Raw genomic sequence first — 23,411 nt, 5'->3', positions numbered from 1 at the left:
GGGAGTTCGACGACAGGACCTAGGCGCTCGCGACGCACGTCACCAGCTCGCCGAGCAGTCTCTCCCCGCACCCTGCCGCGCACGACGATTCGAGGATGGATATGCCTGCGATCACACACGAAGCAGAGCCGGCCAAGCTGCGTCTGGCGGTCATCGGGTCCGGGAACATGGCCCGCCGCTTCCTGAAACAGCTGCCGGACAGCCGGCGGTGCGCGCTGCGCGCCATCGGCGACCGCGACCCCGCTCAGGCCCGCGTCCTCGCGGACGAGGTCGGCCACCTCTACGAGGGCGACCTGATCTGCGGCACCGAGGACGAGGTGCTGACCTCCGACGAGGTGGACGCGGTCTACATCGCGACGGTCCACACCACCCACGCCCAGCTGGCCATGCGGGCCATCGCCGCGGGCAAGCACGTCCTGTGCGAGAAGCCGCTGACCGTCAACCACGTGCAGGCGATGGCCGTCGTGGACGCCGCGCAGCACGCCGGGGTCCGCCTGGTCGAGGCCATCATGTTCCGGTTCCACCCGCAGATGGCCGCCGTCCGTGAACTCGTGCGCGGCGGCGCGGTCGGGGAGGTGCGCCACATCGACGCGGGGTTCGCGTTCTACGTGCCCAGCGACCCGAAGGCGGCCACCATCGTCACCGCCGACCTGATCATCCCGGACGCCGGGGGACTCGAAGGGCGGCTGTTCGATCCGCACCTCGCCGGCGGCGGGATCCTCGACGTCGGCTGCTACCCGGTGTCGATGGTGCGCGCCGTCGCGGGTGCCGCGGCCGGCGTCGACTTCCTGGAGCCGGTGAGCCTCACCGCCGACGGCAGCCTCAGCGGCGACGGCGTCGACGAGTGGGCCATCGCGCAGCTGCGCTTCGGCAACGGGGTGACGGCCTCCGTCCGGACGGGCGTGCGGATGGTCGACAACAACACCGTGCAGATCGTGGGGTCGAAGGGCACGATCGAGCTGCTCGACCCGTGGGCGCTCTCGCCGAGTCCCCGGGTCGTCATCCGCCGTGTCGGACACGTACCGGAGGAGCGGGACTTCCCCGCGCCGGGGGCGTACGCCCTCCAGATGGACGCCTTCGCCGAGAGCATCGACGGCCCGGAGCCGGAGCAGGTCAGCAACGCCGACTCCCTGGGCAACGCCGCCACGCTCGACCGGTGGCGCGCGGCGATCGGGGTCCGCTACCCGTTCGAGCGGGACGACGCGGTGATCCCGACGGTGTCCGCGCTGCCGCTGCGTGTCCCCGCGGCGGCCCCCGCGGGGGACAGCGCCGGCACCGGCCGGATCGAAGGCCTGGACAAGCCTCTCTCACGGATCGTCATGGGGTGCGACCACCAGCCCGATCTCCTCACGGCGTCCGCGCTGTTCGACCACTACGTCACCCTCGGCGGCAACGTGTTCGAGACGGCCCACTTCTACCTCGACGGGCAGGCCGAGCGTCAACTGGGCCGGTGGATCGCCGCCCGCGGCATCCGCGACGACGTCGTGGTGATCGGCAAGGGCGGACACGCGCCGGACTGCACCCCGGAGGCGGTGAGCCGTCAGCTCGTCGAGTCGCTGGAGAGGCAGGGGACGGACCACCTCGACATCTACCTGCTGCACCGCGACAACGAGGACATACCGGCCGGTGAGTTCGTCGACGTCCTCAACCAGCACGCGGACGCCGGCCTCATCCGGGTCTTCGGCGGCTCGAACTGGTCGGTACGACGGGTGGCCGAGGCGGACGCCTGGGCCCGGGCCAACGGCAAGCGCGGCTTCTCGATGCTCAGCAACTACTTCGGCCTCGCCGAACCCGCCGACCTGCCGTGGCCCGGTTGCCTGGACGTGTGCGACGCGGAGTCGATGCGCTGGCTGACCGAACGGCAGCTGCCCCTGTTCGCCTGGTCGGCCCGCTCCCGCAACTTCTTCGAGCGCGCCGACCCCGCGGATCTCTCCGACGAAGTGCTGGTGCGGTGCTTCTACGGCACCGAGAACTTCGAGCGCAAGCGGCGGGCCGAGAAACTGGCCCGCGACTACGGTGTCTCGCCCTCGGCCATCGCCATGGCCTACGTACTGCACCAGCCGTTCCCGACCTTCGCCCTGTACGGGCCGAAGAAGCTCGACGAGTCGCGGGCCGGCTTCAGGGCCGTCGAGATCGACCTCTCCCCCGAGCAGGTCGCATGGCTGCGCGGCGACCGGCCGTGACCGGCGGTCACGCGGGGCCGTCCCGCGGCCGGCCGGCCGAGGCGGCCGGGGGCCCCGGCCTCCGGGCCCGCCGGCCCGGCCCGGTGGGGGAGGCGCGGGGATGAGGACGCCCGCTCTGGCCGTCGACGTCGCGGGCGGCCCCTTCGTCCCCGTCACCCTCACCCGGCGCGATCTGCGCCCTGACGACGTGCGCGTCGACATCGCCTTCACCGGGATCTGCCACAGCGACCTGCACCGGGTGCACGGGGACTGGGCGAACGGAATCTTCCCGATGGTGCCCGGACACGAGATCTGCGGTGTCGTCGGCGCGGTGGGCGAGGACGTCTCGGCGTACCGGGTGGGTGATCGCGTCGGCGTCGGCGTGATGGTCGACTCCTGCGGGACCTGCGCGTACTGCCTCGACGGCAGCCAGCAGTTCTGCGTCGAGGGGGTCGTCGAAACCTACAGCTCGCGGGGGTACGACGGCGCGGTGACCCACGGGGGGTACAGCCGCAGCATCGTCGTCCGGGAGCCGTTCGTCCACGGCATCCCCGACGCGCTCGACCTCAGCAGCGCCGCCCCGCTGCTGTGCGCCGGGGTCACGGTGTACTCGCCGCTGCGGCGGTGGGGCCCGGTCGCCGGCCGGAACGTCGCCGTCGTCGGCATCGGCGGTCTGGGGCACCTGGCGGTGAGGATGGCGGCGGCGATGGGGGCCGAGGTCACCGCGATCAGCCGCGGCCCCGGGAAGCGTGCGGACGCCCGCCGGCTGGGCGCCGCGGACGTCCTTGCGGCCGATGCGAAGTCCGCCCTCGGAGGGTCCCGGAGCCGGTTCGACCTGGTGCTGAACACCGTCTCGGCACCGCTCCCGATGGACGACTACCTCGCCCTGCTCCGGCCCGGGGGTGTCATCGTGAACATCGGAGCCCCGGTGGGACCGATCAGCTGCGAACCGTTCTCGCTCATCTCGGGCAACAAAGTGATCGCCGGGTCGATGATCGGAGGATTGGCCGAGACCCAGGACATGCTCCGGTTCTGCGCGGAGCACGGCATCTGCGCGGACGTGGAGGTCACGGACGCCAGGACGATCGATTCCGCCTACCGTCGAGTGCGCGACGGCGACGTGCGGTACCGCTTCGTCATCGACACCACGACGATCGGCGAGTGAACCGGCGGCCCTGACCGTCGCCAGGGCCGCCGTCGCCAGGGCCACCGGGGTCAGGGGTGAGGACGGTTCCGGGCCGGAACCGTCGCACTCCGTCGGTTCCACGGCCCGCGGTTCCACGGATTGGAGTTCCCGGCGGGACCCGGACGGGTCCGGTCCGCGGAGGGTGTCCGCTCTGATCGTGCGCGTGACGGTTCTCGTCTTTCTCACAGGAAGGTCTGGAAGGTGTCATCGGAAACTGATGTCCAGAAGTTCCCGGACGATTTCGAGTGGGGTGTGTCGACGGCTGCCTACCAGATCGAGGGTGCCGTGCACGAGGACGGTCGCGGCCGGTCCATCTGGGACGTCTTCTCCCATGCTCCGGGAAACGTCGCCCGGGGGGACAACGGCGACGTCGCGTGTGACCACTACCACCGGTTCCCCGAGGACGTCGCTCTGCTGCGCGACCTCGGTGTGGGGTCCTACCGGTTCTCGGTGGCGTGGCCCAGGATCCAACCGGAGGGCCGGGGACCGGCGGAGCACCGGGGGCTGGACTTCTACGGGCGTCTGGTCGACGAGCTCCTCGACGCGGGAGTGGAACCCTGGCTGACGCTCTACCACTGGGACCTGCCGCAGGCCCTGGAGGAGAGGGGAGGCTGGCGCAACCGGGACACCGCCCGGCGCTTCGCCGACTACGCCGCGCTGGTGCACGACGCGCTGGGCGACCGTGTCACCCGGTGGACGACCCTCAACGAGCCCTTCTGCAGCGCGTTCCTCGGAATGGCCATCGGCGAACACGCCCCCGGTGTCCGGGAGGGGCACGGCGCGCTGGCGGCCGCACACCATCTGATGGTCGGGCACGGTCTCGCCGTGCAGGCGATGAGGGCGCAGCGGCGGGGCGAGGAGCGGTTCGGCATCACCCTCAACCTCAGTGACGTCCGACCGGCCTCGGCGGACCCGGCCGACCGGTCCGCCGCCGAGCGGCTCGACCTCCTCCACAACCGTGTGTTCACCGATCCGATCCTGGGTGGCGTGTGGCCGGCATCGGAACGCGAGGTCTGGTCGGAGATCAGCGATTTCGGCTTCCGCCGAGCGGACGACCTCGCCCTGATCCGCCAGCCCCTGGATTTCCTCGGGGTGAACTTCTACTGCCCGGCCTGGGCCAAGTCCGCGCCGACGGCGGACCCGGACCCGGCACACCGGTCGGCGGCCGAGATCGACGTCGAGTACGTGGTGCCCCCGGAACTGCCGCGCACCGCCATGGGCTGGCCGGTGGAACCGGAGGGAATGTCCGGGTTGTTGCGCCGACTCGACGAGGAATACGGTGAACTGCCCCCGATCTACATCACCGAGAACGGCGCGGCGTACCGCGACGAGATCGATGCCACGGGCGCGGTGTCCGACCCCGAACGCATCGCATTCATCGCCGCGCATCTGACAGCACTGCGGACCGCCATGGCGAAGGGGGTGGACGTCCGTGGCTACTTCTGCTGGTCTCTCCTGGACAACTTCGAATGGGCCTACGGATATGCCAAGAGGTTCGGCCTGGTCTACGTCGATTATGAGGATCTGCGGCGGATTCCGAAGGCAAGCTACTACTGGTACCGGGACATGATGCGCGCCCAGCGCGGAGGCTAGCCGCGGCGGCCCGGTGCGGGGGCTCACCGGCGGAACAGCGCCGATGCAACCCGCTTGATTTCCGGCGCTGTTGTGGCCGTCGTCGCCGATCAGGGGGCCAGAGGGGGGCGACGGGAGACCGGGCCCCCCGCCACGGCGGGATGCCGTTCGGGCGGCCGGACGGGCTCCGCGCGACGGCCGGGACCGAATGTCCCGGCACGGTGTCGCAGTCGATCTCGTCCGGGTAGGGTGGGCGAGTCGCAAGCGTCCTCGGCGTCCCCCCATTCCCATTCCGCTCCGGCGTCCCGCCGATTTCCGTCCATGGACCGGCCCGCCCGTCTCGGGTGAGGAGGGACGCACGCATCCCGGGCCGGTTTCCGGCAGAGCCGAAAACCGGGGATCGCCGTGCCCGTAATCCATTGGAAAGGCCACAGCAGACATATGACAGACGGCAACCTCAGAATTGCTTTAGACGGGCACGCGAGCGAACAGCGGCGGATGCCCAGTGGCCTCATCGCCCTGGCACTCGGCGGGTTCGGCATCGGCTTGACCGAGTTCCTGATCGCCGGGCTGCTGCCGCAGGTGGCGACGAGTTTCGCGGTGTCCGAGGCGGCCGCGGGCTGGCTGATATCCGGATACGCGCTGAGCGTCGCGATCGGCGCGATCCTGCTGACCGCGGCCACCACCCGACTGCCCCGGAAGCAGATCCTGGTCGGTCTGGTGGCGTTGTTCGTCATCGGCAACCTGCTGTCCGCGGTCGCGACGACCTATCAGGTGATGCTGCTCGGGCGGATCGTCGCGGCGCTGTGCCACGGCTCGTTCTTCGGTATCGGCTCGCTGGTCGCCCGGAGCCTGGTCGTGCCGGAGAAGAAGTCCCGCGCGGTGGCGGTCATGTTCGCCGGCCTGACGGTCGCGAACGTGCTCGGCGTCCCGTTCGGGGCGTTCGTCGGTGAACGCTGGGGCTGGCGGGCGGCCTTCTGGGCGGTCACCGCGATCGGCGTGCTGGCGTTGGCGGGCATCGTCGCCTTCGTCCCCGGCTGGGCGGGCCAGGTACAGCCGTCGGCCGTGCCGGGAGGGCCGGAACCGGCACCGCCCGGTGACCTGCGGGCCCAGTTCCGCGCGTTCCGGTCCTGGCAGGTGTGGCTGACGCTGACGGCCACCGCGCTCAGCTACGGCGGGATGTTCGGCGCCTTCAGCTACATCGCCTACACGTTCACCGAGGTCGGCGGCTTCTCCTCGGCGGACGTCGCCTGGCTGCTGATGGTGTACGGCGTCGGCCTGGTCGTCGGGAATCTGATCGGCGGGCGAGCGGCGGACCGTGACCGGGACCGCGCCCTGGTCCTCGCCCTGGTCGGACTGACCGTCACCCTCGCCGTGTTCGGGCTGCTGGCCGGCAGCCCCACCGCGTCGGTGATTCTGGTGTTCCTCATGGGGGTGTGCGGGTTCGCCAGCGTGCCCGGCATGATCACGCGCGTCACCGACTTCGCCCACGGGGCGGCCCTGGCCGCCAGTGCCAACGTGTCCGCGTCCAACGTCGGCAACGCCCTGGGCGCCTGGCTCGGAGGCCTGGCCATCGCCGCGGGCCTCGGCTACGCGGCGCCGCTCTACGTCGGCGCGGGTATCGCCGCGACGTCCGTCGTCGTCATGGTCGTCGCCGCCCGCACGGCCGGGTCCTCCGAGCCCCGGGCCGACGACGGCACCTGAAGCGCCGCACCCGCGCCCCGGCTTCCCCCCTCCTGCCCTGCGGCCGCAGGCCGGTACACCGGTCGTCGGCGGCGGGTTCATCGCCGTACGGCGTCCGCTCCCGCCGCGCACGGGTCGGCGGACGCCGCTCCCGGGTCGGCGGCCGCCGCGCCGGCTCCTACGCCGCGGGCGGCCTCGGCTACGGCGCCGCCGCCCTCCTGACGGCCGGCCTCATCGACGCCACCACACCGGCCGTCACCATCGTCGTCTGCACGGCGCTCACCACCCTGATCGGCCTGATCGCGGGTGCACGGCGCCCTCCCGCGCCCCGGATCCCCTCCGGAGGCCGCTGACCGAGGAGCCCTCGCCGGCCGTTGCCGAGCACCCTGAGGGGACTCCGTCGGGTCTGCGGGGGCCACGCCCGGGCCCGCGGAATGCTCCGAATCCGATCACCGCGCTTTCGACTCCTTGTGCTCGGTGCAGTTATGGAGCCGGTTCTCCGGCAGTCCCGGTCATCCCCCTCTCCTGCGCGATGCGGCTATTACGTTCGGGGCACGGCACGGGGAACCGTCCCGGGCCGTGCGCTACGAGGGGGACCTATGGGGAGTCTTGCGCGCATCGTGCCGGACGGCGGGGGCCGCGTCCTGGAGGAGGCCGCCGACGCGGCCGGCGGACCGCTCAAGGCGTCACGCCTCGGTGACGGCATCCGGGAACTGCCGCAGAACCCGCACACCACACCGATCCCGGCGACGGGCATGGCCCGCACCGCGCCCGACCAACTGCGCCAGGCGGGGCCGGACCACGCCCGGCTCGCATCCGGGGTCGGCCTCTCCGCGCGGGCGGGCACCGTCATCGCCAGGAGCCGGACGGCCTCCCCCCGGACGGCCACGGTCTCCTGGGCCGCGGGGACCGGCGAGCCCACGACCTGAACGGGACGGACATGCCTTTCAGGAACGAGGGTGACGAGAGCGCCGGTCGCGCCGATCGGTCCGGCATCCAGTGCGCGGTGGCCCAGGTCGTCGCCACGGACGGCACGGTGGCCGGTGCCGGATTCATGGTCGGCCGGGACGCCCTGATCACCTGCGCGCACGTCGTGCGCGCCGCGGGAAGCGCCCCGGGACACCAGGTGACGCTGAGCTTTCCCCGGGTGCCGGGGGCGCCGTCCGTCGAGGGCACGGTACTGGCGGAGCACTGGCGGGAGCCGCACGAGGAGGACGTCGCGGTCGTCCGGCTGCCCGCCGTACCGGCGGGCACCACGGTGGCGGCACTCGGCTCGGCCGACGGCTGTCACGGCCACGCCGTGCACTCCTTCGGCTTCCCCGACTCGGCGCCGGACGCGGGTCACTACGGTCACGCGGTGGCCGGCCGGCTGCTCGCGGACCCCGGGGACGGGACCGGCGTACTGCTCCAGCTCACCGCGTCCAACGACCTCACGCAGGGATTCAGCGGCGGCCCGCTCGTCGATGACGTGACCGGTCTCGTCGTCGGCATGGTGACGGCGATCACCGCTCCCGACGCGCACCTGCGCAGCCAGGGCATCAGCTACGCCACCCCCGCGCAGGTACTGCGTGAGGTGTGGCCCGAACTGGTCGAGAACGACACCTGTCCCTACCGAGGGCTCGAACCCTTCACCGAGGAACACACCGCTCTCTTCCACGGCCGGGACACCGCCGTCAACGAGGTGCTCACCGGCCTGGCCGGCGCGGAACGGGGACTCCTGCTGCTCGGGCCCTCCGGGTCGGGCAAGTCGTCTCTGATCCGGGCCGGAGTCCTCCCCGCCCTCGCCGACGGCTGTCTGCCGGGCAGTGACCGCTGGCTCCCGGTCCTGGTCCCGAGGCCGGGACAGGACCTGAGGGCAGAGATCGAGCGCGCGGGGCTGCCCGGCGCGCGCGACGACGGACTGGCCGCCGCGGTGCACCGCCGGCTGGAGGCCGCCCCCGGACACCGGCGCGTCCTGCTGGTGGTGGACCAGTTCGAGGAACTCTTCACCCGCCCGCCCGACGAGCGGACCGGCGGCGTGGCTCCCGGGTCCGCCGCCACCGCGCTGAAGACACTGGCCGAGGCACTGGGCTCGTTCGCACCGTTGAGCGTGGTCCTGATCGCCCGGGACGACTTCTATCCCCAGCTGGCGCGCAGCGCACCGGAGTTGCTGAAGACCACCGCACTGCTCAACGTACCCGCCACGCTGAGCCGGCAGGACCTGGACGAGGTGATCACGGCTCCGGCCCGGGCCGCGGGCGTCTCCTTCGAAGAGGGCCTGGTGGAGCGGCTCGTCTCCGACGTGCTGGCCGCGGACCACAGCCACGCCGGGAGCCTGTCCACCCCGGTCACCATGCTGGCCCCCCTGGAACTCGTCCTGCGACAGCTGTGGGAACGCCGCGCGCAGGGCAGGCTGCTGCACCACGAGTACGAACGGGTCGGCCGCATCGCCGGAGCCCTGACCACCTGGTGCAACGCGGCGGTCGACGGGCTCGGCCCGGAACACCGCGACATAGCCCGGCGCGTCCTCACCGCTCTGGTCCGGCCCGCCGACCCCGAGCGGCACGTCCCCGCCTCCCGCCAGTCGGTCCCCCTGCACGAACTGCGCGAACTCGCGGTCGGCGCGGCGGGCGGCGACCCGGGCTCCGCGCACCCGCCACCCCCGGACTTCGACAGCACCGACACCGTCATCGCCTCGCTGATCCGCCACCGGATCATCACCACCTACGCCCGTGAACCGGCGCCGTCGCCGGGCGGGCTGATGGCGGAACTCGTCCACGACACCCTCACCCGGGACTGGGCCCTGCTGCGGCGATGGGTCGCGGAAGACCGGCAGTTCCAGCAGTGGCTGCTCCGGTCCGACGGACAGCGCAGACGCTGGGACCGGACCTCCCGGCCGGACGACCTCCTGCACGGTACGGACCTGGCCGAGGGACTCGACTGGGCCCGGCGGCGCGCCCTGCCGGCCCTCGCGGCCTCCTTCCTCGCCGCGAGCCACCGGCAGCAGCAGGCGGCCCTGCGGCGCACCCGCAGGTTCAACGCCGTACTGGCGACGGCCCTGGTCCTGGCGCTGCTCGCGGCGGGCGGCGCCCTCTGGCAACGCCAGGCGGCCGTCACCGCCCGACAGGAAGCCCTCTCCCGGCAGCTCGCCGCCCGGTCGGAGTCGCTCATCGGCACCGACCCCGACCTCGCCGGGCTGCTGGCGGTGAAGGCGTACCGGACCGGCAGAACGGACGACGCCGTCTCGAGTCTCTACGCCGCGGCCGCCCTCCCCGCGCGTCGAGCCCTCCCGGGCGAAGGGGCCGCGTCGGTGGCCTTCAGTCCCGACGGCCGCACGCTGGCCACGGGCGGCTGGAACGGCACCGTCCAGTTGTGGGACCCCGTCACCCGCCGGCCGCGCGCCAAGCTCTCCGGTCACCGGCAGGCCGTGTGGGCGATGGCGTTCAGCCCGGACGGCGGCACCCTGGTGACGGGAAGCCACGACGGCACGGTGCGCTGGTGGGAGGTGGAGACCGGACACCTGGTCAGGACCGGCAAGCCCGGGGGCCTCGTCCAGGCGGTGGCGTTCAGCCCCGACGGACGGTTCCTGGCCGACGCTGGCAGCAGCGGCACCGTCCGTCTCCGCGACGGATCCTCCGGCTCGGTGGTGGCCGAGCTGAAGGGACACACCGGACCGGTCACCACACTGGCCTTCGGCCCGGACGGCAAGCAGCTCGTCTCCGGCAGCCACGACAAGACCGCCCGCGTGTGGAACACCGCCGACAGGCAGGAAACCGGCCGTATCACCGGGAACGCCCCCGTCACGGCGGTCTCCTTCGGCCCGGACGGCCGGACACTGGTCACGGGCGACGGAACCGGAGCGGTGCAGCTGTGGAACCTGGCGTCCGGAGACGCGCTGGCCACGGTCACCGACCACACCGGTGTGGTGTGGTCCATCTCCCTCCACGCGTCCGACAACACCATGATCACCACCGGGAACGACGGCACCGTGCGCCTGCGTGACGCGACGACGGGCCGAACCCGCACCACGGTGACCGTCGGCCGGCCCGTCTCGGACGCCGAGCTCAGCCCCGACGGCGACACCCTGGTCACCGCCGTGGGAAGCAGCGACGGATCCACCCGGCTGTGGGCCACCGGCACGGGACGGCCCCGCTCCACCCTGAGCGACCACGAGGGCCCGGTCGACGCCCTCGCCTACAGCCCGGACGGCCGCCTCCTCGCCACGGCGGACTGGAACCGGACCGTCCGCGTGCGCCGGGCGGACGACGGAACCCCTCTGTACTCCTTCACGGAGAACGAGGCGCCGCGCCTGGCCTTCGGTCCCGCCGGCGACGTCCTGGCCACGAGCGTTCCGGGAAAGATCACCCTGCGGGACGCGGCCACCGGGCGGACACGCGCCACGGTGCCGCTCCCCACGACACTGATGGGCCCCCTCGCCTTCAGCCCCGACGGCCGTACGATCGCCACGCGGATCGCACCGGACACGGGTGGCAAGGACGACCGGGTACTGCTGGCCGACGCGACGAGCGGCGGCAGCCGGGTACTGCTGGGCGGCGGCCACGGCACCGTCAACGCCCTGGCGTTCTCCCCCGACGGACGGACGGTGGCCGCGAGCGGCGACGACGCCGTCGTACGTCTGTGGGACCTCGACACCCCCGCCCGGCCGCAGGGCGAGCTGGACGGTCACACCGGATCATCCGTGAACAGCCTGGCGTTCGGTCCCGACGGGTCGACGCTCGCCGCGGGCAGCATCGACGGCACGGTGCGCCTGTGGGACGTCGGGACCGGCCGCGTCCGCGCCTACCTGAGCGGCCATACCGGTGTCATCACGCAGCTGTCGCTCAGTCACGACGGCCGCACGCTCGCGACCGGCAGCTTCGACGGCACCGTCCGCCTGTGGGACGTCGCCACGAGCAGAACCCGACGCACCGTGAACGAGTCGGGCACCGTGTGGTCCGTCGCGCTGAGCCCGGACGGCCGCACGCTCGCCGCCGGCAGCGCCTACGGAGTGGTGCGCCTGTGGAACGTCACACTGCCCTCCCCGAAGGAAGCCATGAACAGCATCTGCCGTTCCGTGGGCCGGGATCTCACCGAGGAGGAGAAACGCCTCTACCACGTCGACGACTCCTCCGACCGGGTCTGCTGAGCGGCGGACGGGAACAGGCCGCCGCCCGCCCCGGCCACCGCTCACGCCCCAACGCCCCGTCTCCCCGGCGGAGTTCGGCCCTCTTGGCTACGATGTGTACACGGTTGGTCACAGGTGCGGGGGGAAGTGTGCGGATCACCATCACCGTGCGGGACGACGACGCCCGGCGCGACGGAGCGGACCCGTGCGAGCTGCTGCGGCAATGGCTGGACGAGCAGCCCGAGTTACGCGGCCGGACCCGTCGGCGGACGGCTGCGACGCCCCCTCCGGGGGAGATGGGAGCGGCCACCGACGCCCTGCTCGCGCTCCTCGCACCCGGCGGCGTGGCGGCGGCGTTCGCCGGCGCGGTGGTGGCCTGGGCCCAGACCCGCAGGGGCAGCCAGACGATCACCGTCCGGCAGGCCGACGGCCGGGAGGTCACCATCGTCTCCACGCACGTCAAGGGCATGGACGCCGCTCAGACCGCCGAGCTGGCACGGCGGTTGACCGCCGACCTGATGTCCCCGCCGCCGCCGGAGGAGCCGACCGGCACCTCCGGCCCTGACCCCCGGCCTCCCGAGTGACCGCGGATCGGCCCGTGGACAGGGAGCCGCGGGAACTCGGCCTCGCTTCGCCGGGCGCGTACGCCGTACTGGTCGGCACCGGGCACCACGTCGAAGGCTCCCGGCTGCCCGGACTGCCCGGAGTCGACACCACGCTCGACGACCTCCAGTCGCTCCTGGCGGACGCCTGCCGGATGACACCGGAGCGCATCCTCCGGCTGCCGGCCGACGCCTCACCGCCGGATGTCGTGACGGTGCTGGAGAACACCGTCGAACACGCCGACGGCCCCGTCCTCTTCTACTACGTCGGCCATGGTCTGCTCGGCCCCAAGGACGATCTCCACCTGGCCACGCACGGCAGCCGCCACGCGCAGAGCATCTCCCACGCCGTGCCCTACCGCACCGTCCAGGACCTGCTCGGCAGAGCGGTCGGCGGCAGCGCCGTCATCCTCGACTGCTGCTTCTCCGGCCGTGCCGGTGCGCCGCGGGGCCGGCGCACCGCGGACCCCTTCGCCACGGCCCGGCCCGACGGCAGCTTCCTGCTGACCTCCGCTTCCCACTTCGCCGCGTCCTTCGCGCCCCTGGGCGCACGGCACACCCTCTTCAGCGGCCGGCTGCTGGAACTGCTGCGCGACGGCGATCCCGGCGGGCCGCGCGTGCTGACCCTCGACGACCTGCACGACGCCCTCGTACGGTCCTTCGCCGACGGGCCGGTGACCCCCCGCCAGTGGAGCGAGGGCACGCTCGGCCGCCTCGTCGTCGCCGCGAACCGCGCCTATCCCACAGCCGCCGAGCCCCTCCGGACGCCGCCCGCGGACGTGCCGTGTCCCTATCCCGGTATGAAACCCTTCGCGGCCGAGGACCACATGCACTTCACCGGCCGCGACGACGTGGTCGCGGACCTGGTGACACGGGTGTGCCGGGCCCGCGCCGCCGATCCCGTGGTGCTGGTGGGGCCGTCGGGTGTCGGGAAGTCCTCCCTCCTGCGGGCCGGCCTGCTGGCCGAGTTGCAGCTGCGGCACGAAGCCGGCACCACCCCCTCCGCACCCTGGCCCGTCCTGCTGCTCCCCGCGCCCGGAGCGAAACCGCTTCAGGCGTTGGCGCGGCGGTGGTCGGAGGCCGTCGACCGTCCCTTCGACGACGTGCTCGCCGACCTCACCGAGGGGTGCTTCCCCCCGCCTCGGAACGACCGGCCGCCGTGCGGGCTCCTCGTGGTCGACCAGTTCGAGGAGATCTTCGCCCGAGCCGCCGATCCCGGGGAACGCCGACGGTTCATCCGCCTGCTCTGCGGCCCGGCCCCGGAATCCGAGACAGCCGTACGACTGCGACGTCCCCGTGTCGTCATCGGCGTCCGCGCCGATCACTACGGCAGCTGTCTCGCCGAGGCTCCGCTCGCCCGGGCCCTCGCCCGCGGACAGGTCTCCCTCACCCCCATGTCCACCGAGTCCCTGCGCACGGCGATCGAAGAGCCCGCCCGCCGTGTCGGCCTCACCCTGGAGACCGGCCTGGTCCAACGGCTCCTGCACGACCTCCGGGAGCGGGACACCACGGGCCGGGGACACGCCGCGGTGTCACCGGAGACCGCGCCCGACACGGCCCTTCCCTTCCTGGCCCACGCCCTGCGCGAGACCTGGCTCGCCCGGGACGGCGCCGTCCTCACCCTCGCCGGCTATCAGGCCACCGGCGGCATCTGGCAGTCCGTGGCCACGGCCACGGAACGGTTGTACGCCGACCTGGACGAACCGGAGCGGGCGGCGCTGCGCCCCCTGCTCCTGCGGATGGTGGAGATCACCAGCGGTGGCGAGGTGGTACGGCGTCCACTGCGCACCACCGACGTGGGCGGCACGGCGCAGGAGCCACCCGGGCGCACGCCGGGACAGCGGGACGGCGACGGGAGCGACGCCGTACGCGCAGCGGGATCCGGGGCGGACGCGCCACCGCGCCGGTCCGCCCCCGATGCCCGGGTCCTGGACCGTCTGGCCCGCGCCCGCCTGGTCACCGTGGACCGCGACAGCGCACAGATCTCCCACGACGCCCTGCTGCACACCTGGCCGCGACTGAACACATGGATCCGGGACGCGCGGCACGAACTCCCCGTCCACCAGCAGCTCACCGAGGACGCCGCCCTCTGGCTGCGCCATGGACGCGGCGCCGCCTACCTGTACACGGGAGACCGGCTGGTCGGCGTCCGGCCATGGCTGACCTCCGACACCCCTCCGGCCATCCCCCTCGACACCACCACCCGCGCCTTCCTCGAAGCAAGCGTGTCGGCCGGCCACCGGAAAAGGCGACGCACGCGCAGGTACCTCAGCATCGTGCTGTGCGTACTGCTGGCCGCTTCCGGCACGTTCGCCGCACTGTGGAACAGCGCGACGGAGCAGCGTGAACGAGCCGAGGACCAGCAGCGCAGGTCGGTCGCCCGCAGTCTCGTCCTGCACGCGGACGCCCTGCGCGACACACAGGCGGACGACGCCCTGCGGTTCGGCGCGGCCGCCCAGCGGCTCTTCCCCACCCCCGAGGGCCGGACCGGGCTGGTCTCCACGCTCGTGGAGCGCCATCGCGTCACGTTCCTCACCGGCCACACGGGCCCCGTCGAATCGATCGCGTACCGGCCGGACGGACGCGTCCTCGCCACGGCGAGCACCGATCGCACGGTCATCCTGTGGAACGCGCCCAGGACGGTCGGAGCCGGGGCCGCGGCCGACCGGACCCACCCCCACCGGATCGCCCGGCTGCCCCGGCAGAAGGCCGCGCTGACCGCCGTGGGATTCAGCCCGGACGGACGCACCCTCGCCGTCGGGAGCCAGGACCGCACCGTCACCCTGTGGGACGTGGCCGATCCCGCCCGTCCGCGCCGCCTCGCCGAACTCCGGGGACTCACCCGCGGGGTGGAAGCCGTCGCCTTCAGCCCGGACCGCCGTTCGCTGCTCACCGGTGGGGCGGGGACCGACGCGGTGCTGTGGGACGTGACGAAGCCGGAGTCGCCGCGCCGGCTGAGTGTGCTGAAGGGCGGCAGCAGCGGCCCGGTCCACGGGGTGGCGTTCAGCCCGGACGGCCGCACCGCCGTGGTCGACGGCGCGGGCCCGGCGCCCACGATCTGGTCCCTCACCGACCGCTCGCACCCCGTCGACGTGGGCTTCGTACCGATCCGCGGGACCGCGCAGACCGAGGTGTTCTCGGTGGCGGTCGCCGCCGACGGAGACACCCTCGCGGCCGCCACCAGCGACAACGGCGTGGGCCTGTGGAGCATCGCGCAACTCGTCGACACCGAGGACCAGCAGCCCCTGGCCACGCTTTCCGAGCACGCCGGTCCCGTACGAGGCGTGGCCTTCAGCCGGGACGGCCGGCGGCTGGCCACGGTCGGCACCGACGGAACGGCCCAGTTGTGGGACGTCCACGAGCCGTTCTACCCCCGCCTCCTGACCCGCTTCACCGATCACAGGGACGCTGTCACGTCGGTCGCCTTCGCACCGGACGGCCGTACGATCGCCACGGCCTCCGACGACGGCCGGGCCGCGGTGTGGGAGCTCGCCGACAGCCTCGCTCCGCGCCGGGACGCCTCGACGTCCGCACCGGACAGCCGAGTACCGGCCGCGGCGTTCACCCCCGACCGGGACCTGCTGACCCTCACACAGGCGTACGACGAGCACGACCTGGACGGCCCGATGCTGCCGGCCGAACTCTGGGACGCGACACGGCCGACGGCCCCCAGGCGGTTGTCGTCCCTCGACACCGAGGACGTCTCCACGGCCGCGTTCAGCCGTGACGTACGCCTGCTGGCCACCGGCTCCCCGACGGGAACGATCCGGCTCTGGGACATCACCGCCCCCGATGACCCGCGCCTGCTGGACACCGCCACGACCGGGGGCGCCGTCCTCACCCTCGCGTTCAGTGCCGACGGCCGCGCACTGGCGGTGGCGGGCGACGACTTCGAGGGGCCCTACGAGGAGATGGAACTCTGGGACGTCGGCCGTCGCGGTGCTCTGCGCCGACTGACCCGGCTCCCCCTCAGCCAGGTCAACGCCATGACGTTCAGCCCGGTCGGCCCCACTCTGGCCGTGGCGACGGAGAAGCAGGGCACGTCGCTGTGGGACATCAGCAGCCCCTCGCGCCCCCGGCGCCTCGTCGCCCTCGGCGCCCGCGAAGTCCCCGGCGTGACCGTGGAGTTCAGCCCGGACGGCCGCCGCCTCGCACTGGCGGACGCGAGCGAGCAGATCACGCTGTACGGCATCACCGAGCCGACGCGTACGACGGCGCGGCCCCGGCCGCTGGGCTCGGTCGGCGGGAACATCGGCAAGGCCGCTGCCGTCGCCTTCGACTCCACCGGCACGATGCTCGCCGCGTCCACCTGGGGCGAGAGCGACAGAACCCTGCTGTGGGACATCACCGACGCCGCCCGCCCGCTCCCCCTCGCCTCGATGACGGGCGACGGGGAGACGATGGGGGATCTCGTCCTCTTCACCCCCGACCGGCGCAGGCTGATCACCGCGGGTGACGTGACGACCGAACTCGACCCCTCCGGGGCGGCGGAGAAGGTGCGCCCGGCGCAGCTCGTCCACTGGGACGTACGGCACGCCGTGGCCGTCGTCGACGACCCGATCAGGGCGGCCTGCGCCGTGACGGGACACGGACTCACCGACGCGGAATGGGACCGGTACGCGGACGGCCTGCCCCAGGAACGGACCTGCCCCGGGGAATGAGACGGCACCGCGCCGCCGACCGCGCGCCCACGACGTCCGGAGCCGACCTCGTCACCGCCGACGGCGTCTGGGAGTGGTCCTACAGCGGAGCGGATCGGCCCGTCGGGAGACGGCAGCTGAAGGGGCACGCACTCGTCGTGCCGTATCTGCCTGAGGCGGGTCGGCCAGCGGCAGCGTCGGCGCCAGGCGGCGGCGCTGCCGCACGGACGGCCGTCCGGCCGGGTTCGTCCGGGTCCGGTTCCGGCGGCAGGCCGAGCGAGAGCAGGGGCGCCTCCTCGGCCCGCCGGGTGGTCGCCGCCGCACGGGCGGCGCGCGGCGCTCTTCGCGCCGCGGCCGCGTGCTTCCGCCCGGGACCGGAGGCCCTCAGCCGCGGCGGTAGCGCACCGGGAGCGACAGTACGCCTCGGATGATGCCGGAGCCGATCCAGTCCAGCGAGTCCACCGGGGCGGCCAGTTCCAGTTCGGGGAGGCGGGACAGCAGGGTACGCAGGGCGATGGCCGTCTCCAGCCGGGCGAGCGGGGCCCCCAGGCAGTAGTGGATGCCGTGACCGAAGGCCAGATGACGGGCGCCGGACCGGGTCACGTCGAGGACGGTGGGGTCGTCGCCCTCGGCCTGGGGGGCGTCGTGCCCGGCGGAACCGAGAGCGACGACCACCAGGCTGCCCCGGGGGACGGACACCCCGCCCAACTCCAGGTCCTCCGCCGCGTAACGGCTGGTGGAGCGCTCGACGGAGGTGTCGTACCGCAGGAACTCCTCCACCGCGCCGGGCATCAGGCCGGGCCGCTCGCGGAGCAGCCGAAGCTGATCGGGGTGCCGCAGCAGGGCCAGTACGGCGTTGCCCAGCAGGTTGACCGTGCTTTCGTGGCCCGCGACGACCAGCATCAGGGCGGTGCCCACCAGTTCCTCCTCGGAGAGCCGACCGTCCTCCTCGTCGCGTACGGCGACCAGAGCCGACAGCAGGTCGTCCTGGGGACGGTCGCGTTTGCCGGCGACCAGATCGGCCAGCAACCCGTGCAGACCGGCCAGCGCCGGCCGGTGGTCGGGCGAGGCCACTTGGAGCGCCTGCCCCGACCAGCGGCTGAAGTCCGGACGGTGTTCTTCGGGGATGCCGAGGAGTTCGGCGATGACCGTGGCGGGCAGCGGCGTGTTGAAGGCTTCGACGAGGTCGATCGTGCCCGACGGCGGCAGCGCGTCGATCAGGTCGTGGGCGATCTGCTCGATGCGAGGCGCCAGTTCGGCCGTGCGGCGCGGGGTGAAGGCGGCCGAGGCCAGGCGGCGCAGACGGGAGTGTTCGGGTGGGTCGGCCTCCATCATCTGGGCGCCTAGGCCGATCCCGGGCCGGTGCAGGACGTACCCGGCGGCGGTGAGCGCCTCGGCGGCGGGTGTGGCGTCCTTGAGCAGCGCCGGGTGGGTCAGCGCCTCCCGGGCCAGGTCGTACCCGACGATCACCCATCCCCGCAGACCGAGGTGGAACTCGGCCGGGTGAACGGGGCCCAGTTCCCGCAGCCGGGCGTACAGCGCCGGGGAGTCCGCCTTGAAGGCGGTGTCGATGACCACCCTGCCGTCCTGGTAGGGGCATTGCTCCTTGGATTTCATGGTGTGTCTCCCGAGTCGGCGGTCCCGTGCCGTCCCGGGCGTGCCCGGACGGCACCGGAGGGCGCGGTCAGATCGTCGTCATGAGAACGAGCCGGTTGCCGTGCGGATTCAGGCCGGCCGGTGTACGGACGCAACACGCCGGAGGGGCGCGTGCACCGCACGCCCCTCCGGCGCCGGACACTTCGGTTGTCACTGTGGCAGACCGTCGGTACGCGCAGCACCTCCGGGCGTGCCGCGTGCCGCCGAGGAGGCGGGTGAACGAGTGGCGGGACGCGGCCCCCGGCCGATCCTCCGGATCATCGGCGGCCGGTGGCGGCGGTCCGGGCGACCAGGACCCGGACGCGGATCACCTGGCCCGCAGGGGTCCCGCGAACGATCTGCCTCGTCACCCGTCAAGGTGGTTACTTGTGTGTGCCGGGGGGTGTGGCCGGTCAGGGTTCCCGTCTTCGTGCCGTGGTGCCCGGGGGAGGGGCGCCGGGTCGTACGGGACGGCGGCCGTCACCCCGGTGAGTGCGGGCGAGGCAGGTGCACCGATACTTCTTCAGGCGCGGTACGTGATGGAGTTTCCGCCGCCCGACGACAGGACCTCCCCCAGGAAGGCTTTGACCCGGTGACGACCGTCGCATATCAGGGTGAACCCGGATCGAACTCGGCGACCGCCGCGCACGCCCTGTACCCCGGGTGCGGGGAGGTGCCCTGCACGAGTTTCGAGCAGGCCTTGGACGCGGTGACGCTCGGCACCGCCGACGTCGCCGTGATCCCCGTGGACAACTCCGCTGCCGGACGCGTCGCGGACGTCCATCACCTCCTGCCGGAGTCGGGGCTGTTCATCATCGCCGAGTACTTCCTCCCCATCCGCTTCGACCTGATGGGAGCGCCCGGCGCGACCCTGGACGGGGTGGAGTGCGTACGCAGTCACGTGCACGCCCTGGGGCAGTGCCGCAAGCTGCTGCGGGAGGGCGGCTGGCGCACCCTCGTCACCGACGACACGGCCGGGGCGGCGCGCGAGGTGGCCGAGCTGGGCGATCCGCGGCACGCGGCGCTCGCCCCGCCCGCCGCGGCCGGGCTCCACGGCCTCGACGTGCTGCGCTCCGGCGTCGAGGACGACCCGGACAACACCACGCGCTTCGTCGTGCTGTCCAGGGACGCCGCCCTGGGCCCGGACACGGGGGAGCCGACGATGACGAGCCTGTTCTTCTGCGTGCGCAACATCCCCAGCGCGCTCTACAAGGCGCTCGGCGGGTTCGCCACCAGTGGCGTGAACCTCACGAAGATCGAGAGCTACCAGATGGGCGCGGGGCTCAACGCCAGCCGCTTCTACGTCGAGATCGAGGGGCACCCCGACCGGCAGCCCGTCGCCCTCGCCCTGCACGAGCTGCGGTTCTTCTCCACCGAAGTGCGCGTCCTGGGCGTGTACCCGGCACATCCGCACCGGCTGAAGCCCTGAACGGTCACCGTCCGGGCGGGGAGGCCTCCGGCCGTCGGCGCCTGACGACGTGCCGAGGCCGTTCAGGAAGGTGCCGACGACGACGCCGGCGGCTGTCAGGCGGGCTTCGTGGACGGCGGCGAGGAGTTCTTCACGGGAGGCGAAGCGCCGGTGGACGGTGCGCCGGTCCACGCCCGCCCATCACGGTGTGCCCCCCCCGGACGGCCTGCGACGCCGGGCCGACGGTGACAAGCGGTCGTCCGAGGCCCCCTCGTCCCGTCTCAGAGCCTTCTGAGATCGCGCCACTAGCGTCCCGTCCATGGTGCGCGATTACCTGATCATCGGGGCCGGGCCGGCCGGACTTCAGCTCGCCGCTCTGCTGGAACGCGACGGACGCGACTACGTCGTCCTGGAGCGGGGGAGCGGACCGGGAACGTTCTTCACCCGCTACCCCCGGCATCGGCAGTTGATATCGATCAACAAGGTCAACACCGGATACACCGACCCGGAACTCAACCTCCGCATGGACTGGAACTCCCTGCTCAGCGACGACCCGCGGCTGCTGTTCGGCCGGTACAGCGAGGACTACTTCCCCCGCGCCGACGACCTGGTGCGCTACCTGGCCGACTTCGCGGAGCACACCGGCGTGCGCGTCGAGTACGGTACGGAGGCCGTCCGCGTCTCCCGGTCGGACGAGGGCTTCACCGTCCTCGACGGCAGTGGGCGCACCTGGCGGGCCAGACGGCTCGTCGTGGCGACCGGCGTCTCCCGGCTCAACGAGCCGCGCATCCCCGGCATCGAACTCGCCGACCGCTACGACGACTTCGACCCCGATCCGGCGGGCTTCACCGGCCGGCGGGTGCTGATCGTCGGCAAGGGCAACTCCGCGTTCGAGACCGCCGACGCCCTCCTGGCGAAGGCCGCGGTCATCCACGTCGCCGGCCCGCACTCGCTCAGGATGGCCTGGAAGACCCACTTCGTCGGGCACCTGCGCGCCGTCAACAACAACTTCCTGGACAGCTACCAGCTCAAATCGCAGAACGCCGTCCTGGACGGCACCGTGGAGAGCGTCGAGAAGACCGACGACGGCCGGTTCCGGGTCGTGTTCCGCTACGCCCGCACCACGGAACGGCTGCGGGAGCTCCACTACGACCGGATCATCGTGTGCACCGGCTTCCGCTTCGACGCGGACGTCTTCGACGAGACGTGCCGCCCCGCGCTCGTCATCGACGAGCGGTTCCCCGAGCAGACCTCCGCCTTCGAGTCGGTGAACGTACCGGGCCTGTACTTCGCCGGCACCCTCACCCAACAGCGGGACTTCAAGCAGTCCACCAACGGCTTCATCCACGGCTTCCGCTACGGCGTACGCGCCCTGCACCACATCCTCGGCGCCCGCCACCACGGCACACCGTGGCCGGCCCGGCCGGTCGGCCGGGCACCGGAGGCGATCGCCGACGCCGTCGTCGCCCGCGTCAACCGCTCGTCCGCCCTCTGGCAGCAGTTCGGGTTCCTCGGCGACGTGGTCGAGGTGGACGGCGACCGGGCCCTGTACCGGGAGGAGGTCCCGCTCGCCCACGTCACCGACGGCGGCCTCGGCCCCGCCGAACACCGGTTCGTCGTCGACCTGGAGTACGGGCCCGACCACGACCACGTCGACCCGTTCGACGTCTCCGTGCCACGGGTCAGGGAGAACGACGTCGAGCACGCCATGGACTCCACCTATCTCCACCCCGTCGTCCGCCACTACCGCGACGGAGTCCTCGCCGGCACCCATCACCTGGCGGAGAACCTGGAGAACGAGTGGAACATCCCGGAGGTCCACCAGCGGCCGCTCACCGCGTTCGTGCGGGCCTGCCTTGGCTGAGCCGTTCCCCGGTGGCGTACTGGACCTCCTGGAGGCGGCGGGGGACCGTCCGGTCTTCGAACACGCCGGACGGCAGGTCTCCGGCGCCGGGCTCCTGGCGGCGGTACGGCGTGCGGCGAACGGCCTGCGGCAGCACGGCGTCCGCCCCGGCGACGGCGTCGCCCTGCTGCCGGGGGTCAGCCCCGAGGCGTTCGCCGCGACCATCGCGGCCCACGCGGTCGGCGCCCGCGTGGTCGGGGTGCGCCCGGGCCTGACCGCGCGTCAGCGCGAGCACCTGCTCGCGGACACCGCCTTCCGCGTCACCGACGGGCCCCCGGGCCCGCCCGCCGACGCCCCGGACACCCGACGGCCCGGACGCGTCCTGCCACTCGACGGCCTGCTGGCGGCGGCGGACGACGGCGTCCGGCCGCGGGTCTCGGCCCGGCCGAGCGACGTCGCCCGGCTCATCCACACCAGCGGCAGCACCGGCGTGCCCAAGGCGTGCGCCCAGACCTACGCGGCGCTGACCGCGGCCTGGACGCTCCGGCCGGACGACTGGCCGCCCGTCGTACGGGACCTGGCCGCGCGCCTGGACCGGTTCCTGGTGTTCGGCACCCTGGCCAGCCAGGTGATGATGGAGTACGGCCTGCTCGCGCTCGCCGCCGGCGGCACCCTCGTCACCGCCGACCCGCCGGCCTTCCCCGACGCCCTGGTACGGCACCGGGCCACCGCGAGCGTCATCACCGTGGCCCGGCTGACGCACCTCGTGGCGAGCCGGCGCGCGTCACCCGTGGACCTCGGTCACCTGCGCGCGCTGATGGTGTCCGGCTCCCCGCTGGAACCGGGGCGGCTGCGCGAAGCCCTCGACGTGCTCGGGCCGGTCGTCTTCCACGGCTACGGCCAGACCGAGACCGGCATGATCTCCATGGCCGCCCCCGGCGACCCACCCGGGTCGCTGGGCGTGCCGCCGGTCGAGGTGGAGGTCCGGGACGCCTCCGGACGGCCCGTCCCGCCCGGCACCGACGGCGAACTGTTCGTCCGGACCCCCTCGCAGAGCTCCGGCTACTGGCGGGAACCCGCTCTCACCGCCGAGGTGTTCACCGACGGCTGGGTGCGCACCCGCGACCTCGGCCGCCTCGACGCCGAGGGGCGGCTGTGGCTCACCGGACGCACCCGCGACGTGATCATCGTCAACGCCAACCTGTACTACGCCGGCGCCGTCGAGCGGGTCCTCGCCACCCATCCGGCGGTCGCCGAGGCCTACGTCGTCGCCGTTCCCGACGACAGCACCGGGGAGACGGTCCACGCCTTCGCGGTGCCCACCGCCGGTCGCACCCCGGACCTCGGCGCACTGCGCGCCCTGGTGTCGGCGCACCTGGGCGAGGCGTGCGCGCCGACCCGGCTCACCCTCATCGGGGAGGTGCCGCTCACACCCGCCGGGAAACCCGACAAACGGCGGCTCGCAGCCGAGGCGCGGCCCCCCGGCTGACCCGCCCGGCCCTCACGGTCCCGCGCACCCGGCCGGCCTGCCCGGCCTCACCGCCCCGCGCACCGGCTGACCCGCCCGGCCCCCACC

At 73.0% G+C, this 23,411-nt stretch carries 12 protein-coding genes and 1 pseudogene; 11 read left to right on the top strand and 2 right to left on the bottom strand.

Annotation, left to right across the window (positions count from 1 at the left end; all coding sequences use genetic code 11):
- Nucleotides 1-101 precede the first annotated feature (101 nt).
- The 8 genes from ACFYWQ_RS39370 (at nucleotide 102) to ACFYWQ_RS39335 (ending at nucleotide 16,970) form a co-directional block, all read left to right on the top strand.
- Nucleotides 102-2,183 carry an aldo/keto reductase gene (locus tag ACFYWQ_RS39370; protein WP_389524254.1) on the top strand — a complete coding sequence of 694 codons (2,082 nt, stop codon included), beginning with the start codon at nucleotides 102-104 and terminating at the stop codon, nucleotides 2,181-2,183.
- A gap of 100 nt (nucleotides 2,184-2,283) precedes the next feature.
- Nucleotides 2,284-3,327 (top strand): NAD(P)-dependent alcohol dehydrogenase, encoded by a 1,044-nt coding sequence (locus ACFYWQ_RS39365; protein WP_389524251.1) that lies wholly within the window; start codon nucleotides 2,284-2,286, stop codon nucleotides 3,325-3,327.
- Nucleotides 3,328-3,549: 222 nt separating this feature from the next.
- Nucleotides 3,550-4,941: a GH1 family beta-glucosidase gene (locus ACFYWQ_RS39360; RefSeq protein WP_389524248.1), complete on the top strand. Its 1,392-nt coding sequence runs from the start codon at nucleotides 3,550-3,552 to the stop codon at nucleotides 4,939-4,941.
- Nucleotides 4,942-5,418: 477 nt separating this feature from the next.
- Nucleotides 5,419-6,624 carry an MFS transporter gene (locus ACFYWQ_RS39355; protein ID WP_389524246.1) on the top strand — a complete coding sequence of 402 codons (1,206 nt, stop codon included), beginning with the start codon at nucleotides 5,419-5,421 and terminating at the stop codon, nucleotides 6,622-6,624.
- Nucleotides 6,625-7,202: 578 nt separating this feature from the next.
- On the top strand, nucleotides 7,203-7,532 hold the full coding sequence (locus ACFYWQ_RS39350; protein WP_389524243.1) for a hypothetical protein: 330 nt from the start codon (nucleotides 7,203-7,205) through the stop codon (nucleotides 7,530-7,532).
- 11 nt (nucleotides 7,533-7,543) lie between these two features.
- Entirely contained in the window at nucleotides 7,544-11,728 is a 4,185-nt protein-coding gene (locus ACFYWQ_RS39345) for a trypsin-like peptidase domain-containing protein (RefSeq protein WP_389524240.1), read from the top strand.
- Between the two features lie 128 nt (nucleotides 11,729-11,856).
- Nucleotides 11,857-12,291, top strand: a complete 435-nt coding sequence (locus ACFYWQ_RS39340; protein WP_389524238.1) for a hypothetical protein — start codon at nucleotides 11,857-11,859, stop codon at nucleotides 12,289-12,291.
- A 14-nt stretch (nucleotides 12,292-12,305) separates the two neighbouring features.
- The gene (locus ACFYWQ_RS39335; protein WP_389524235.1) at nucleotides 12,306-16,970 is read left to right on the top strand and encodes a hypothetical protein; all 4,665 of its coding nucleotides are present in this window, start codon (nucleotides 12,306-12,308) and stop codon (nucleotides 16,968-16,970) included.
- 363 nt (nucleotides 16,971-17,333) lie between these two features.
- On the opposite strand, the gene ACFYWQ_RS39330 is transcribed toward ACFYWQ_RS39335, so the two are convergent.
- The gene (locus tag ACFYWQ_RS39330) at nucleotides 17,334-18,566 is read right to left on the bottom strand and encodes a cytochrome P450 (protein WP_389524232.1); all 1,233 of its coding nucleotides are present in this window, start codon (nucleotides 18,564-18,566) and stop codon (nucleotides 17,334-17,336) included.
- A gap of 610 nt (nucleotides 18,567-19,176) precedes the next feature.
- On the opposite strand from ACFYWQ_RS39330, the gene ACFYWQ_RS39325 reads away from it, so the two are divergent.
- Entirely contained in the window at nucleotides 19,177-20,013 is an 837-nt protein-coding gene (locus tag ACFYWQ_RS39325) for a prephenate dehydratase (RefSeq protein WP_389524230.1), read from the top strand.
- A gap of 90 nt (nucleotides 20,014-20,103) precedes the next feature.
- Here the strand turns inward: ACFYWQ_RS39325 and ACFYWQ_RS39320 are convergent.
- A pseudogene (locus tag ACFYWQ_RS39320) lies at nucleotides 20,104-20,184 on the bottom strand (TetR family transcriptional regulator); the annotation flags it as partial.
- 127 nt (nucleotides 20,185-20,311) lie between these two features.
- Between ACFYWQ_RS39320 and ACFYWQ_RS39315 the strand changes: the two are divergent.
- Both ACFYWQ_RS39315 and ACFYWQ_RS39310 read left to right on the top strand, forming a co-directional pair.
- Complete coding sequence (locus ACFYWQ_RS39315) at nucleotides 20,312-21,856, top strand: NAD(P)-binding domain-containing protein (protein ID WP_389524228.1); 1,545 nt, start codon at nucleotides 20,312-20,314, stop codon at nucleotides 21,854-21,856.
- Nucleotides 21,849-23,324: a class I adenylate-forming enzyme family protein gene (locus ACFYWQ_RS39310; RefSeq protein WP_389524225.1), complete on the top strand. Its 1,476-nt coding sequence runs from the start codon at nucleotides 21,849-21,851 to the stop codon at nucleotides 23,322-23,324. Before ACFYWQ_RS39315 ends, ACFYWQ_RS39310 begins: the two co-directional genes overlap by 8 nt.
- The last annotated feature ends 87 nt before the right edge of the window (nucleotides 23,325-23,411 follow it).

Source organism: Streptomyces sp. NPDC003247, assembly GCF_042888135.1.
Taxonomy (GTDB): Bacteria; Actinomycetota; Actinomycetes; order Streptomycetales; family Streptomycetaceae; genus Streptomyces.
The sequence above is the reverse complement of the archived record's forward strand: the minus strand, read 5'-3'. Positions and strand labels throughout refer to the sequence as shown.